Below are 14,521 nucleotides of genomic sequence, written 5' to 3' on the forward strand. Positions count from 1 at the left end.
GTCAGTCTCCGTCGCGTCACACCGGGTCCCAGCTGAAGACATCGCCGGAGCGGTCCATCGGCACGAACGAGGACTTCAGCGCGGGCATGCCGTGCTCCGCGATGGATTCGGGCGTCCAGCCCTCGCTCTGATGCACGGAGCGCACCGGGCGCGGCTGGCTCATCAGGAAGATTTCGTTGTTGCGCACGGTGAAGATCTGGCCGTTGACATCGCGCGCGCCGTCGCTGGCGAGATAGACCGCGAGCGGCGCGATCTTCGCGGGCGTCATCTGCTTGATCTTTTCGACGCGCGCCGCCTGCTCGGGCGTGTCGGTCGGAATGGAGCTGACCATGCGGCTCCAGGCGAACGGCGCGATACAGTTCGAGCGCACCTTGAACCTGCCGAGATCGAGCGCGATGGATTTCGAAAGCCCCGCGATGCCCATCTTCGCCGCGTTGTAGTTGGCCTGCGCGAGATTGCCGATCAGCCCCGAGGTCGATGTCATGTGGACGAACGTGCCGCTCTCCTGATCCTTGAAGCGGTTCGCGGCGGCGCGGCTCAGATTGAAGCTGCCGTACAGATGCACTTTCAGCACGGCATCCCATTCTTCGTCCGACATCTTGTGAAAGAAGCGGTCGCGCAGAATCCCCGCGTTGTTCACGACGCAGTCGATGCGCCCGAACGCATCGAGCGCCTGTTCGACGATGCGCTCGCCCGCGCCGTTTTCCGCGACGCTGTCGGTGTTCGACACGGCTTCGCCGCCCGCCGCGCGAATCTCATCGACGACGCGCTCGCCCGGCGTGCTGTCGCGGCCCGTGCCTTCGAGCGACGCGCCGATATCGTTGACCACCACGCGCGCGCCGTAACGCGCCATCAGCAGCGCGATATCGCGGCCGATGCCGCCGCCCGCGCCCGATACGACCACCACCTTGCCTTCCATCATCCTGCTCGTCATGTGTGTCTCCGTTGAATCCCGATTGCCTGACTTCGACGATGAAGCGCGCGGCCGATACGTGTCAACGCGATGCGCGAGGACATTCCGTACATCGAAAAGGAACGCGGCGCTAAACACGGCGCACGTACGGAAGAGGCGCAATCGAAGTACGGAACGTGCTTCCACATGCCGTTGACGCAGGTGCCTCGCGAATCGCAGCATGAGCACATCACAGAAGCATCCGGAGAGACTGAAGACCATGATTCGCGACACCGAAACGATGAACGTGCTGCGCGACAACATCGCGCGTTTCGTTCGTGAACGCCTGATCCCCAACGAGGAGCGCGTGGCCGAGAGCGATGAGATTCCGCGGGACATCGTTCGCGACATGAAGGAGATGGGCCTCTTCGGGCTGACCATTCCCGAAGCGTACGGCGGCCTGCAATTGACGATGGAAGAAGAAGTGATCGCGATGTTCGAACTGGGGCGCGCATCGCCCGCGTTTCGCTCGCTGATCGGCACGACGGTAGGCATCGGCTCGCAGGGCATTCTGCTCGACGGCACCGAGGAACAGAAGGCGCTGTATCTGCCGCGTCTCGCGACCGGCGAGATCATCGCGTCGTTCGCGTTGACGGAACCGGAAGCCGGGTCCGATGCGGCCTCGCTGCGCACCACCGCGATACGCGACGGCGATCACTACGTCGTCAGCGGCACGAAGCGCTACATCACCAACGCGCCGCAAGCGGGCATCTTCACGCTGATGGCGCGCACCGATCCCGAAGACAAGACTTCCGGCGGCATCTCGGCGTTCATCGTCGAGGCGGGCACGCCGGGCATCGGCTTCGGCAAGCGCGACAAGAAGATGGGGCAACGTGGCGCGCATACGTGCGACGTGATCTTCGAAAACTGCCGCGTGCCCGCCGCGAATCTGATCGGCGGCGTGGAGGGAAAGGGCTTCAAAACCGCGATGAAAGTGCTCGACAAAGGGCGCATCCATATCGCGGCGATCTGCGTGGCGGTCGCGCAGCGCATGCTCGACGACACGGTGCAATACGCGATCGAGCGCAAGCAGTTCGGCCAGGCCATCGGCGAGTTTCAGCTCGTGCAGGCGATGCTCGCGGACAGCCGCGCCGAACTCTATGCGGCGCGCTGCATGGTTCTCGATGCCGCGCGCCGTCGCGATGACGGTCTGAACGTGAGCACGGAGGCATCGTGCGCGAAGCTGTTCGCATCGGAGATGTGCGGGCGTGTCGCGGATCGCGCGGTGCAGATTCACGGCGGCGCGGGCTACATGAGCGAATACGGCATCGAACGCTTTTATCGCGATGTGCGCCTGTTCCGCATCTTCGAAGGCACGACGCAGGTGCAGCAACTGGTCATCGCGCGCAATATGTTGCGTGAAGCGCGCGGGTAAGGAGAGCGACATGATGTCCGCGCGAAAGTCCCTGCGTGATGCCGTCGAAAGCTGGATCACACCCAACCGGGCGATTCCGTTTCGTGTACGCTCGATTCATCGCGGCGAGCGGCTGCGATGCGTGCAGGTCGAGGCCCGCGACGCCAGCGGCGATGTCGCGATCTGCTTCTTCAAACATGCCGACGGCGCGTGGCATCTGTTCCCGCCCGCGCCGCGCCGCCTGACGATGAGAATCGCGTGATGAGCGAGTGGGTCGCAGCAGAGGTTCTGAGCGAAGTCGAAGCCGCATGGAACGCGGCAGCGCGCGACTGGAATGTGCAGGCATTCGGCGCGCTTTATGCGCCGGACGCGTTGTTCTTCGGCGGACGAAAAGGGCAATCCGTCGGAGAAGCGGGCATCCTCGCGTATTTCGCGTCCTATCTTGGCGTGATCGAATCGGCCACGCTCGCATTGACGGAGCAGCAATTCATTCGTCTGGGTCCGGACTGCTTTCTCGCACAGGGATACGGCGAATTCACGTTCTTTCTTGCCGGAAACAAGACGTCGAAAGCGCGCTTGCGCACGACGCTCGTCATCGCATCGATCGACGGTACGTGGCGCATCCGTCAACATCATTTTTCCAACGAGCCGGAATCGCCGCCGATCTGAACATGCCGGCGCACATCGCGTGCGCCAGCATGAACGAGCCGATCAGAACTTGTGACGCATCGCGAGCCGCACGAGCACCTGATTGCGCGTGGTCGATGCATCGGGCGCGGATGTGCCGCCCGTGCCGTACGTATCCGGCGCGATCGATGCGACCGGCGCGTCGCCGACCGCATGCTGCCATGCGCCGAGCAGATACACATCGGTGCGTTTCGAGAGGAAGTAATCGGCGATCAGCTCGGCCTGATGATATCGAGGCTTCAGGTCCGAGTTGTGCGCCTGGCCGTTCGTGTAGGTGTAGTTGCTGGAGAGAATGAACGCGGGCGTGATCTGCCAGCTTGCCGTCGCCGCGTAGTTGTCGAAGCGGAGCGAATCGCTCGCGGAATAGAACTTGGAGTGGCTATACACGAAACCGAGCGTGACAGGCGTGAGCTGATACGTCACGCCCGCCGCGGCCACGTCCTCCCGAATCACCGCGCCGGTAAGCCCCGCGGCATGCAGCGGCGAGGTTGTCGTCACGTTGATGTAATCGCCCGAGATCGCGCCCGTCGTATTCGCATTCGGCGCATTCAGATGCATATACGCTGCGCCGACAGACAGCCTGCCTTGCGTGTAGCTCGTGCCGAGACTCCACAGCCGGTTCGTCGCGAAGCCGGAGCCGTTGTCCGTCGTCGCGGTGTTGCTGAACGCGTACATGCCGCCGAACTTCAGACCGCCGAAGTTCGGGCTCGTGTACTTGACGGAGTTGTTCACGCGAAACGAGTTGTCCATATTGTCATTGTCGAACGGATGCGCGAGACCCGTATACGGAATGCCGCTCAACGGCTGAATATATTCGACGATGGAATCGTACTGACGGCCCATCGTGAGCGAGCCGAAACGATCGTTGGCGATGCCCATCCATGCTTGCCGTCCGAAGAGACGTCCGCCTTGCGCAAGCGCGCCGCCGCCGGTGAAGCCGTTCTCGAGCTGAAATATCGCGCGGGTTCCGCCGCCGAGATCCTCCACGCCCTTGAAGCCGAAGCGGTTGCCTTGCAGGACGGCCATCGTCATCGTCCAGTTTGCTTTGCCGTTGTCGTTGCTGACGTAGTTCACGCCCGCATCGACGAGACCGTACAAGGTCACGCTGCTTTGCGCGTGCGCCGCGCCCGCAACGCTGCTGATTACCGCGACCGACAAAAGATGCCTTTTCACTGACGTGTCTCCTTGATTTTGTAGGACTTCGACTGCTGGTTATTAAAAAGCTATTTCGGATGACGAATTAATGGACATGCGCGGACACCGTCAGGCTGTCGAACGCGCTAACGGTGCAGATTCAGGTTCAGTTGCTTATGCCGCTTCGAAGATGGCCGCGAGTCCCTGACCGCCACCGATGCACATGGTTTCGAGGCCATAGCGCGCGCCGCGCCGCCGCAGTTCGTTGAGCAGCGTGGTCATCATGCGCACGCCGGTCGCGCCGATAGGATGCCCGAGCGAGATGCCCGAGCCGTTCACGTTCAGCCTTTCGCGGTCGTCCCACTGCCAGCCTTTCAGCACGGCGAGCGCTTGCGCGGCGAATGCCTCGTTCAGTTCCACGAGATCGATGCGATCGAACGAAAAGCCCGTGCGCGCGAAGAGTCTTTCGACAGCGGGAACCGGACCGATGCCCATCCTCGCCGGCTCGCATCCCGCCGCGGCCCAGCCGACGAGATAGCCGTGCGGCGCAAGTTCGAGCGCATCCAGCTTGTCTTCCGCGACGATCAGGCACGCGGCCGCCGCGTCGTTCTGCTGGCTCGCGTTGCCCGCCGTCGTCACGCCGTCCTTCATGATCGGCTTGAGGCGGGCGAGGGAATCGGCGGTCGTGTCGGCGCGAATGCCTTCGTCGCGCGTGAACATGAGCGGATCGCCCTTTCGCTGCGGCACGGCGATGGGCACGACTTCATCGTCGAATTTGCCTGCTTCCCACGCCGCGGCCGCGCGCTGATGACTCGACGCCGCGAATGCATCGGCTTCGGCCCGCGTGATGCCGTATTCGCGCGCGAGATTCTCGGCGGTTTCCACCATGCCCGAGATATAGCCGAAGCGATCTTCCGGCTGCGAGCGCTCGCGGCCGCGCTCCAGCCGATCGTGAAAGCGCACCGAGCCCGAGCGCTTGCCCCAGCGCATGTCGGTCGTGTAGTACTCGATGTTGCTCATGCTTTCCACGCCGCCCGCCAGCACGACATCGGCGGCGCCGCTTTGCACCATCATCGCGGCGGTGACGATGGCCTGCAATCCGCCGCCGCAGCGTCGGTCGAGCTGCATGCCCGGCACGCTGACCGGCAGCCCCGCATTGAGCGCCGCCCATCTGCCGATGCACGGCGTCTCGCCGTTCGCATACGACTGTGCGAACACGACATCGTCGATGCGCGTGGGATCGATGCGCGTGCGTTCGAGCACAGCCTGGATCACGGGCCGGGTGAGGTCTTCGACCGGTACGCCGCGCAGGCTGCCGCCGAACGCGCCGACGGGCGTTCGCACGGGTGCAACAATGGCTGCTCGTCTCATGAATCGTCCTTCGATGTGAATATCGGATAAGTACGTGCACGATGCGAGCCGCACGATACCTTCGTCAACGCAGGACGAGAGACATTTCCGTACTTCGATAGCACGTCGAATGCGATATGCGGGTTGCGCCCTATGCGAGCGTCGCGCGCGTTCGCGATGCCGTTTCGTTGCACGGAACATGCTCGCGTGCCGCGTTGACGGGCACTGCCCTGCCGCTCAGGATTGGAGCGACAATGATCGGGCCTCGTTCCAGGTTCCGGTTTCCGGCTTCATCTCATCGGTATGGAATTGCAATGAACGATCATCAGAAAAGTGCGTGGCGGCCGAGCGCCGAAGACATCGCGACGTCGAACGTGAATGCGCTGATCGAACGGCTCGGCGTGCAGGACTACGACGCGCTGCTGGCCTGCGCGAGCGCGGAGCCGGACCGTTACTGGAAGACCGTGCTCGATTACTGCGGCATCGTGTGGGACGAGCCGTATCGCGCGTATGCGGATCTCTCAGCGAGAAAGGAATTCCCGAAATGGTTCGACGGCGGCAGGCTCAACTGGGTGAACTCCGTGCTCAAGTGGGCGGACGATCCGTTCACCGCCGAACGGCTCGCGGTCGTCGCGGAACGCGAAGACGGCTCGGTGCACAACGTCACGTTCAGCGAGCTGAAGGCGCGTGTCGCATCGTTCGCGGCGGGCCTCAGGGCGCAGGGCGTGAGACGCGGCGATCGCGTCGGCCTGCTGATGGAAAACGGCATCGAAGCCACCGTGACGATGCTCGGCCTGTCGTGGATCGGCGCTATCGCGGTGCCGCTTTTCAGCGGCTTCGGCGTCGATGCGATCGTCTCGCGCCTGTCATCGTGCACGGCGCGCGCGCTCATTGCGACCACGGGCTTTTCGCGGCGCGGCAAATGGGTCGATGCGCGCGCGCTCGTCGATGAAGCGCTCACGCGCCTGCCCGATATCGACACGCTGATCTGGAAGGACGGCAACGAAGCGCGTGGCTTTCGCGGCAATGTCGTCGACTGGTCGGCGGTCGCGTCGGCGGCGCGGGATGCTGCGCCTGAAGTGATGGCATCCGGCGATCCGTTCATGGTGATCTACACGTCGGGCACGACGGGCAAGCCCAAGGGCGCGGTGCACACGCACGGCGGCTTTCCGATGAAGATCGCGCACGATTCGGCGGTGCACTTCAACGTCAAGCCGGGCGATGTGTTCTGCTGGCCCGCCGACATGGGCTGGATCGCGGGCAGCCTCGTGATGTCGAGCGCGTTGTTGCGCGGCGCGACGCTCGTCTGCTACGACGGCGCGCCCGATTATCCGGACTGGTCGCGCATGTCGCGTCTGATCGAGCGGCATCGCATCACGCATTTCGGCTCGGCGCCGACGCTCATTCGCGGTCTCGCGGCCAACGCCGACGTGGCGATGCAGGGCGACGTGTCGTCCGTGCGCTTGCTCATCACGGCGGGCGAGGGCATCGATCCGGAACACTTCGTCTGGTTTCAGCGCGCATTCGGCAGAGGCGAGCGCCCCGTCATCAATTACACGGGCGGCACGGAAGTGTCGGGCGCGTTGCTGTCCAGCGTGGTCGTGAAGCCCATCGTGCCGAGCGGATTCAACACGAGTTCGCCGGGCGTGGACGTGGATGTCGTCGATGCGGAGGGACACACGCTCGTCGGCGCGATCGGCGAACTCGCGGTGCGCGCGCCGTTCGTCGGCATGACGCAATCGTTCTGGCAGGACGACGAGCGTTACCTCGATTCCTACTGGCGCACGGTGCCCGGCATCTGGGTGCACGGCGATCTCGCGATGCATCGCGAGGACGGTCACTGGTTCATGCTCGGCCGTTCCGATGACACCATCAAGCTCGCGGGCAAGCGCGTCGGGCCGGCGGAGATCGAGGAAGTGCTGCTCGAATTGCCGGAGATCGCGGAGGCCGCCGCGATCGGCGTGGACGATCCCGTCAAAGGGCAAAAGCTCGTGGTGTTCGTCATTCCGATGGCGGGCGCGCCCGTGTCGCAGACGGAGCTGGAGCAGACCGTCGGGCGCCACGTGGATACGCGGCTCGGAAGGCCGTTCCGTCCGTCGACGCTGCATGTCGTCGAGCAGTTGCCGAAGACACGCAGTTCGAAGATCATGCGGCGCGTGATTCGCAGCGTGTATTGCGGGCGTTCGCCGGGCGATCTTTCATCGCTCGACAATCCGGCCGCCATCGACATGATTCGCCGCGCCGCGCAGTCCTGAATTTGCTTCAGCCGTGCCGGTCCCGGACCGGCACGTTGCGCAGGAGAAAATCGATCGCGACGCGCCCGAACCGGTCGTTGCGATCGCCCGCCACCATATGCCCCGCTTCCGCGACGTTCACATGATCCGCGTGCGGGCACAGCGCGAGAAACTCGCGCACGCCTTCCTCGCTGACGACATCGGAACTTGCGCCGCGAACGAGCAGGGTCGGCGCCGATAATGCGCGCGCACACGCCGACAGTCGTTCGTGGCGTCCGCGAATATCGAGCGGGCGTTCGATGAAGCGCGGGTCCCAGTGCCAGCGATAACGCCCGTCGTCGCCGAGCCGCACGTTCTTCGCGAGACCCTCCGGACTGCGGCGGCGCGATTGCGACGGTCGATATTCGCTGATGGCGTCGGCCACCGCTTCGAGCGAATCGAAGCCTTCCGGACGCTGCCGCATGAATGCGCGAATCCGGTCGACGCCCGCGGGCTCGGTGTACGGCACGATATCGACGAGGATCAGCGCGCTCGCATCGACGAGGCCCTCGCCCATTGCGACGAGGCTCGTCGCGCCGCCCAGCGATGCGCCGACGAGCACGGGGCGCGCGCCGTTCACCGAACCGATCACGCATTGCAGATCCTGCGCGAGCGCGTCGAGGCTGTAGTCGCCGTCCGGGCTCCAGCCCGAATCGCCGTGTCCGCGTGCGTCGTAGGCGACGGCGAAATAGCCGGCCTCGCCGAGCCGCGCGCCCGTCTCGCCCCACGCGTGACGTGTCTGGCCGCCGCCATGCAGCAGGATGACGAGCGGGCCGTCCGGGTCGCCCCACGTATCGGCGGCGAGCGCGATGCCCGATGGCCCGGTCCACATGTGCGTCGGTTGCGGTGCGCCCGCGAGTCGGGTTCCTGCGCTCATCGTCGTTCCTTTTTCATGCGCATTCGTAGAGACGCCGCGCGCGTGGCCGCTCGGCGCACGCGCGGCGCTCGATGAAGCGCAGCGCCGCATCGCCGAATATGTCATTGCCTTTTCCTACGCGATGACCCGCATCGCGCACGGTGAGGTATTCAGCGTGCGGACACAGCTTGAGAAACTCGCTCGCGCCTTCCTCGCTGATGACATCCGAACGCTCGCCGCGCATCAGCAGCGTGGGCACCGCGAGCTTGCGCGCGCACGCGCTGAGCCGCCGATGCCGCCGCGCCATGTCTCGCGGCCACGCGACGAAATACGGGTCGCAGTCTTCCGGCGATCGTTGCCGCATGAAGGACTGCACACGCGCGACGCCGCCGGCTTCCGTCTGCGGCGCGATGTTGACGAGAATCAGCGCGCGGGCATCGACGTAATTCTCGCCCACGGCGAGCAGGCTCGTCGCGCCGCCGGTGGCCGCGCCGATCAACACGGGCCGACGCGCACCCAGCGATGTCACGATGCATTCGAGATCGCGCACCATCGCGCTCTGGCTGTAGTTGCCGTCCGCGGGCCAGTCCGAATCGCCGTGACCGCGCGCATCGAACGCGATGGCGTGATAGCCCGCGTCCGCGAGCAGCCGTCCCGTGCGATGCCAGGCGTGCCGCGTCTGCCCCGCGCCGTGCAGCAGGATGACCGGGACACCGCCGGGGTCGCCCCAGGCATCGCCGGCGAGACGAACGCCGTCGTGGCTTTTCCACCAGCGCGTCGATTCGGGCATATGACTTGAAACGTTCATGACTTCGCTGCGCGCGGTTTGCGCCTTCTCCTTTGTATAGGTCAGCACTCAATGTCATCGCGCGCGGGTGAAGCGTCAACGTCGATCGATGCGTTGTTCCGTATTTCGGAAGGGCGAGGCGTGGCTATCGCGCGTTCTTCGCGAGGAAGCGATCGAGTTGCGCGGCGAAATTCTTCCCGTCGCGCGGCGCATACGGCGCGGGCCCGCCCGTCTGGACGCCGGAGCTGCGCAACTGATCCATCATCGCGCGGATCGACAGCCGTTCCTCGATGTTCTCCGTGCTCATCCATTCGCCGCGAGGATCGAGCGCGAACGCGCCCTTCGCGATCACCGCGGCGGCAAGCGGAATGTCCGCCGTGATGATGAGATCGCCCGTTTGCGCCATCTCGACGATGCGCGCATCGGCCACGTCGAAACCGGTCGGCACCTGAATCGCGCGTATCCAGGGCGAGGGCGGCGTGCGAAGGAACTGATTGGCGACCAGCGTGACGTTCACGTTCATGCGCGGGCCTGCGCGAAACAGGATATCTTTCACGACGGCGGGGCAGGCGTCGGCATCGACGATGATTTGCATCGGTGGGTATCCCGGAATGTTAAGCCGCCGTCGCGAATGGAAGCGGGCAGGGTGGCGCGACGAGTATCGCATGATGACTTCCGCCGACGCAGCGTGGACCCGAACGCCCTATACTTTCGTGAAACGCATCTCCTCCAGAACGGAGAATCACCGTGAGAACGAAGCTGGCAAGCATTGCTGTGTCACTCATCATGGGCGTTGTGGGCGCATCCGCGACTCCGCTTACCTATGCTCAGGATACCGGTTCGACCGCCACTGACGCGACGCAAGCGGCACCCACGACGAAAGCGGAAAAGAAGGCCGCCCGCAAACAGGCGCGCGCCAAGAAGAACGCCGAGCTGAAGAAGCTCGAAGACGCGGGCTACAACCCGGGCCGCGCGAACGATCCCAACTATCCCCAGGATTTGCAGAACGCTCAGAAGAAGGCGGGGATCGGGGCGGGCGCGAGCCAGTAGTTTCGCAGCCGAAGTCATCGCACAGGGCATGGACGCCATCACGGAACGCCGTGATGGTTGCGCACGTGCGTGCTGACTCGCCCGTATCTGAACAAAAAAATCCGTGCAATTAGGGTTCGGGCGGCTTGCGCGCGGAATTCTCTTATCCAACACTGCATTGCGTTCCGATTAGCCAGATGCCTGTCCGATATACCGGACAACGAGCGACAACCCGATTTTCGATGCGGAACGAGTCTGGAACCGGTTCCGTCATTTCCTTCCTCAAGAACAGGACCTGCAAATGAAACTCTCGAACATAGGCGCCAGAACTGTCTCGCTGTTCGTCATCGCCGGGGCGCTGGCGCTGTCCGCGTGCACCAAGGTTTCCACGCCGGCCGAAGGCGGCGCGGCGGCAGGTTCTGCTTCGACGCTTCAGGCGGTGCTTCAGCGCGGGACCTTGCGTGTCGGCGACTGCCTGACCTTCGCGCCGTTCGGCTTCTACGACAAGGCCGGTCAGCCCGATGGCTACGACGTCGATCTCGCCAAGGAGCTCGCCAAACAGATGGGCGTCAAGCTCGAAGTCGTGAACACGACGAGCGCGAACCGGATTCCGAACCTGCAGACGAGCAAGGTCGATGTCGTGTTCTGCAACTTCACGCGCAATCTGGAACGCGCGAAGGTCATCGAGTTCACGACGCCTTACGTCGTCGCGAGTGAAGCGCTGCTCGTGAAGAAGAGCAGCGGCATTCAGTCCGTGAAGGACATGGGCAACCGCACGATCGCGACCGTGAAAGGCTCGACCAACGGCGACGAAGTGCGATCGCTGAACATTCCGATCAAGATCCAGGAATACGACAGCTCGCAGGCCGCGATTCTCGCCGTGAAGCAAGGTCAGGCCGACGCGATGATCGAAGACAACAACTTCCTCGCGTATCAGGCGACGCTCGACCCCGAACTGACCGTGACGAACGAAGCCCTCGTGCCGCTCGAATACAACGGCTTCGGCGTGAAGGCCGGCGATCAGGCGTGGCTCAATTACCTGAATCTGTTCCTCTTCAACATCAACGCGTCGAAGCTCAACGCGCAGCTCTACAAGAAGTGGTTCGGCGTCGATCCGCGTTATCCGCTCAACCCGCAGTTCTGAGGAAGGCGTGATGTCGATATCGCATGAAACCGGCACGATGCGGAGGCTGAAATGAGTTACGAGTGGCTAACCTTGTGGGGCTATGTCCCCGAGTTCCTGAAAGCGGGCTGGCTGACGCTGCAAGTGACGCTTCTCGCGTTCGTGCTGGCGGTGCTGCTCGGTCTGCTGACGGCGCTGGCCAGCATGTCGCCGCTCGGCGTGATCCGGTTCATCGCCCGGGCTTACGTCGAGATCATCCGCAATACGCCGGTTCTCTTGCAGATATTCATCGTGTTCTTCGGCTTGCCGTCGGCGGGAATTTCGCTCGATGCGTACTGGGCCGGCGTGATCGCACTGGGGCTCAACGTCGGCGCTTATCTCTCGGAAGTGTTTCGCGCGGGCATTCAGTCGGTGCCGCGCGGGCAGCTCGAAGCCGCGGGCATTCTCGGCCTCGAACGCGGCCAGATTTTCACGGAGATCGTATTGCCGCAGGCCGCGCGTGCGGTTTATCCGGCGATCGTCAATTACCTGATCCAACTGTTGCTCGGCACGTCGCTGTTGTCCGCGATCGCATTGCCCGAACTGACCGGCACCGCGACCGTGATCAACTCGCGCACGCTGCTCTATATCCAGACGTTCGCGGTCGTGCTCGTCGCGTATCTGGTGCTGAGCAACGTGCTGTCGTGGATCGCGGGGCAGCTCGGCGCACGGATGTTCCATCCGCCGCTGATCGTCCGGCCGCGCGCGCGCTTCGGCGGTCTCGCGCTGCGCCGCGCCAACCGCGCCTGATGACCGAATCGGAGTTGGATCATGTCATTTGAATTGCTGGGAACCAGTCTGTCGATCCTGCTGCAAGGTCTCGTGACGACGCTGCTGCTGTCTATCGCGTCGATCGTCGGCGGCACGCTGATCGGCCTGATTGCCGCCGTGTTGCGAACGTTCGGACCGTGGGGCACGGATCGCATCGCGCGCCTTTATACCGAGCTTTTTCGCGGTACGCCCGTTCTGATCACGCTGATGTTCATCTACTTCGGCGTCTCTTACTTCGGCTATGCGATCGATGTGTTCGCCGCCGGGGTGATCGGCCTCTCCGTGTATCAGGGCGCGTATATCGCCGAAGTGTTCCGTTCCGGGATCGAGTCGGTGGCGAAAGGCCAATGGGAAGTCTCGCAGATTCTCGGTCTGTCGCGCATGCAGGCGTTCGCGTTCGTCGTGTTGCCGCAGACCGGCAGGATCGTGCTGCCGCCGCTTATCGGCCAGTATCTTTCGCTCATCAAGGACACATCGATCGTCAGCATGATCGGCATGTCCGAACTGATGCACGGCGGCCAGGCGATCGTGGATCGCATCGGCAAGCCGGTCGAGATATACGGACTCGTCGCACTCATCTATTTCGTCGTGTGCTTCCCGCTTTCGCAGTGGGTGCGCCACCATGACCGCAGGAGACTGTCGTGAGCAATCAAAGCCAGACCAAGCCCGTCATTTCGCTCTCGGGCGTCAGTAAAGCATTCGGCGCGACGCGCGTGCTCAACGAGATCAATCTCGAAGTGCGCGCGGGCGAAGTGCTCGTGCTCATCGGCGCGTCGGGTTCGGGCAAGAGCACGGTGCTGCGCATCATGGCGGGACTGGAAACGACGGATTCCGGCGAAGTGTGGGTCAACGACGTGCCGATGCACGACCCGAAGCGCGCACGCGATATTCGCGGTCACGTCGGCATGGTGTTCCAGCAGTTCAATCTGTTTCCGCACAAGACCGCGCTCGGCAACGTTACGCTCGCGCTGATCAAGGCGCGCAAGATGAATCCGGCCGATGCCCGCAAGCGCGCAATGGACGTGCTCGATCGCGTCGGCCTCGCGGATCGCGCCGATCATTACCCGAGCCAGTTGTCCGGCGGACAGCAGCAGCGCGTCGCGATTGCGCGGGCGCTCGCTGTCGAGCCGGGCATCATGTTCTTCGATGAAGCGACATCGGCGCTCGATCCCGAACTCGTCGGCGAAGTCACCGAAGTGATGCGCGGACTCGCTCGCGACGGCATGACGATGGTCGTCGTCACGCACGAAATGGGGTTCGCGCGCAAGACGGCGGATCGCGTCGTCTTCATGGATAAGGGCGTGATCGCGGAGCAGGGAGAGCCGGAACAGATCTTCGTGAATCCATCGAACGAGCGCACCCGGCAGTTCCTGCATCGCGTGCTCGACCATTGACGCATACGGAGTGAATGCATGGCAGTTACAGAATCGTCGCGAGCGAGAGGCGTGGACCGGGTCATTGCGATGTTTCGGCAATTGCATCTCGCGCAGCGCCCGATGACGATGCGCGAGTTGATCGAAGCGACCGGCGCGCCGCGTTCGAGCATCTACGAGCTGGTCGCGATACTCGCGGATGTCGGCTGGCTCGAAACCTCCGCCGATGGAAGCGTGTTCTTCGGACGCGAGATGCACTATTACGGCTCCGATTACGCCACGCACAACGACCTGATCAGCCGCGCGCATCAGTCGATTCTCGCGCTGGTGCGCAAGTACGACGAGACCACCCAGTTGTGCATGCTGGAGGGCAACAAGTACACCGTGGTGCTGTCCGAGAACAGCGCGCGCCCGTTCAACATCAGCTCGGACATCGGCGTGCGAGTGCCGATTCCGTGGACCGCGACCGGACGCCTGCTGCTCGGTCACATGAACGCCGGGGAAATCGGCGCATTGATTCCGCGCGAGGACTTCACGCTCGATAACGGCGTGCATATCGACTTCGATGAATTCATGCGCGATGTCCAGCGCGCGAAGGATCTGGGCTATTGCTGCACGGAAGGATTGTCGAACGCGTTTCGCCTGTGCATGGCGGCGCCCGTGCGCGATCGCGCCGGCATGCCGATCGCGGCGCTGTGCTTCATGACCGGTCGCGATACCGATCCGCAACGGCGGCAGGCGATGCTCGACGATCTGCTGCAATCCGCGAACGCGCTGTCGCAGCGATAGTGCA

Annotated in this window: 16 protein-coding genes; 10 read left to right on the top strand and 6 right to left on the bottom strand. The window is 63.6% G+C overall.

Going from position 1 to position 14,521, the window contains the following annotated elements; translation table 11 throughout:
* Nucleotides 1-16: 16 nt before the first annotated feature.
* Nucleotides 17-922, bottom strand: a complete 906-nt coding sequence (locus ACEN42_RS36790) for an SDR family oxidoreductase (protein ID WP_371883195.1) — start codon at nucleotides 920-922, stop codon at nucleotides 17-19.
* A gap of 250 nt (nucleotides 923-1,172) precedes the next feature.
* Here ACEN42_RS36790 and ACEN42_RS36795 point away from each other — a divergent pair, with 250 nt between their 5' ends.
* Genes ACEN42_RS36795 through ACEN42_RS36805 form a run of 3 tightly spaced genes read left to right on the top strand, consistent with a single transcriptional unit; the run spans nucleotide 1,173 to nucleotide 2,975 of the window.
* Nucleotides 1,173-2,327 carry an acyl-CoA dehydrogenase family protein gene (locus ACEN42_RS36795; protein WP_371883196.1) on the top strand — a complete coding sequence of 385 codons (1,155 nt, stop codon included), beginning with the start codon at nucleotides 1,173-1,175 and terminating at the stop codon, nucleotides 2,325-2,327.
* Between the two features lie 10 nt (nucleotides 2,328-2,337).
* Nucleotides 2,338-2,568, top strand: coding sequence for a hypothetical protein (locus ACEN42_RS36800; protein ID WP_238289537.1), 231 nt, complete (start codon nucleotides 2,338-2,340; stop codon nucleotides 2,566-2,568).
* Nucleotides 2,568-2,975, top strand: coding sequence for an SgcJ/EcaC family oxidoreductase (locus tag ACEN42_RS36805; RefSeq protein ID WP_238289535.1), 408 nt, complete (start codon nucleotides 2,568-2,570; stop codon nucleotides 2,973-2,975). The genes ACEN42_RS36800 and ACEN42_RS36805 overlap by 1 nt, the downstream gene beginning before the upstream one ends.
* Before the next feature lie 42 nt (nucleotides 2,976-3,017).
* On the opposite strand, the gene ACEN42_RS36810 is transcribed toward ACEN42_RS36805, so the two are convergent.
* Together ACEN42_RS36810 and ACEN42_RS36815 are read right to left on the bottom strand one after the other, a co-directional pair.
* Complete coding sequence (locus tag ACEN42_RS36810; protein ID WP_371882518.1) at nucleotides 3,018-4,166, bottom strand: porin; 1,149 nt, start codon at nucleotides 4,164-4,166, stop codon at nucleotides 3,018-3,020.
* Nucleotides 4,167-4,301: 135 nt separating this feature from the next.
* A complete protein-coding gene (locus ACEN42_RS36815; RefSeq protein WP_371882519.1) occupies nucleotides 4,302-5,498 on the bottom strand; it encodes an acetyl-CoA C-acetyltransferase in 1,197 nt (398 codons plus the stop codon).
* Between the two features lie 293 nt (nucleotides 5,499-5,791).
* Here ACEN42_RS36815 and ACEN42_RS36820 point away from each other — a divergent pair, with 293 nt between their 5' ends.
* Nucleotides 5,792-7,732, top strand: coding sequence for an AMP-binding protein (locus ACEN42_RS36820; protein WP_371882520.1), 1,941 nt, complete (start codon nucleotides 5,792-5,794; stop codon nucleotides 7,730-7,732).
* Between the two features lie 7 nt (nucleotides 7,733-7,739).
* Here ACEN42_RS36820 and ACEN42_RS36825 read toward each other — a convergent pair whose 3' ends face one another.
* The 3 genes from ACEN42_RS36825 to ACEN42_RS36835 all read right to left on the bottom strand — a co-directional run bounded on the left by ACEN42_RS36825 (nucleotide 7,740) and on the right by ACEN42_RS36835 (nucleotide 9,988).
* Complete coding sequence (locus tag ACEN42_RS36825) at nucleotides 7,740-8,627, bottom strand: alpha/beta fold hydrolase (protein ID WP_371882521.1); 888 nt, start codon at nucleotides 8,625-8,627, stop codon at nucleotides 7,740-7,742.
* 13 nt (nucleotides 8,628-8,640) lie between these two features.
* On the bottom strand, nucleotides 8,641-9,462 hold the full coding sequence (locus tag ACEN42_RS36830) for an alpha/beta fold hydrolase (RefSeq protein WP_371882522.1): 822 nt from the start codon (nucleotides 9,460-9,462) through the stop codon (nucleotides 8,641-8,643).
* Nucleotides 9,463-9,538: 76 nt separating this feature from the next.
* Nucleotides 9,539-9,988 (bottom strand): YaiI/YqxD family protein, encoded by a 450-nt coding sequence (locus ACEN42_RS36835; protein ID WP_371882523.1) that lies wholly within the window; start codon nucleotides 9,986-9,988, stop codon nucleotides 9,539-9,541.
* Between the two features lie 191 nt (nucleotides 9,989-10,179).
* Here ACEN42_RS36835 and ACEN42_RS36840 point away from each other — a divergent pair, with 191 nt between their 5' ends.
* The 6 genes from ACEN42_RS36840 (at nucleotide 10,180) to ACEN42_RS36865 (ending at nucleotide 14,517) form a co-directional block, all read left to right on the top strand.
* The gene (locus ACEN42_RS36840; RefSeq protein WP_187609277.1) at nucleotides 10,180-10,443 is read left to right on the top strand and encodes a DUF4148 domain-containing protein; all 264 of its coding nucleotides are present in this window, start codon (nucleotides 10,180-10,182) and stop codon (nucleotides 10,441-10,443) included.
* A 280-nt stretch (nucleotides 10,444-10,723) separates the two neighbouring features.
* Nucleotides 10,724-11,566 carry a transporter substrate-binding domain-containing protein gene (locus ACEN42_RS36845; RefSeq protein ID WP_238289527.1) on the top strand — a complete coding sequence of 281 codons (843 nt, stop codon included), beginning with the start codon at nucleotides 10,724-10,726 and terminating at the stop codon, nucleotides 11,564-11,566.
* Nucleotides 11,567-11,617: 51 nt separating this feature from the next.
* Nucleotides 11,618-12,334 (top strand): amino acid ABC transporter permease, encoded by a 717-nt coding sequence (locus tag ACEN42_RS36850; RefSeq protein WP_035499107.1) that lies wholly within the window; start codon nucleotides 11,618-11,620, stop codon nucleotides 12,332-12,334.
* 21 nt (nucleotides 12,335-12,355) lie between these two features.
* Complete coding sequence (locus tag ACEN42_RS36855; RefSeq protein ID WP_371882524.1) at nucleotides 12,356-13,000, top strand: amino acid ABC transporter permease; 645 nt, start codon at nucleotides 12,356-12,358, stop codon at nucleotides 12,998-13,000.
* Nucleotides 12,997-13,749 (top strand): amino acid ABC transporter ATP-binding protein, encoded by a 753-nt coding sequence (locus ACEN42_RS36860; protein WP_035499103.1) that lies wholly within the window; start codon nucleotides 12,997-12,999, stop codon nucleotides 13,747-13,749. Before ACEN42_RS36855 ends, ACEN42_RS36860 begins: the two co-directional genes overlap by 4 nt.
* A gap of 18 nt (nucleotides 13,750-13,767) precedes the next feature.
* Nucleotides 13,768-14,517, top strand: a complete 750-nt coding sequence (locus ACEN42_RS36865; RefSeq protein ID WP_035499101.1) for an IclR family transcriptional regulator — start codon at nucleotides 13,768-13,770, stop codon at nucleotides 14,515-14,517.
* Nucleotides 14,518-14,521: the final 4 nt, after the last annotated feature.

Source organism: Caballeronia sp. S22 (genome assembly GCF_964261745.1).
GTDB lineage: Bacteria > Pseudomonadota > Gammaproteobacteria > Burkholderiales > Burkholderiaceae > Caballeronia > Caballeronia jiangsuensis.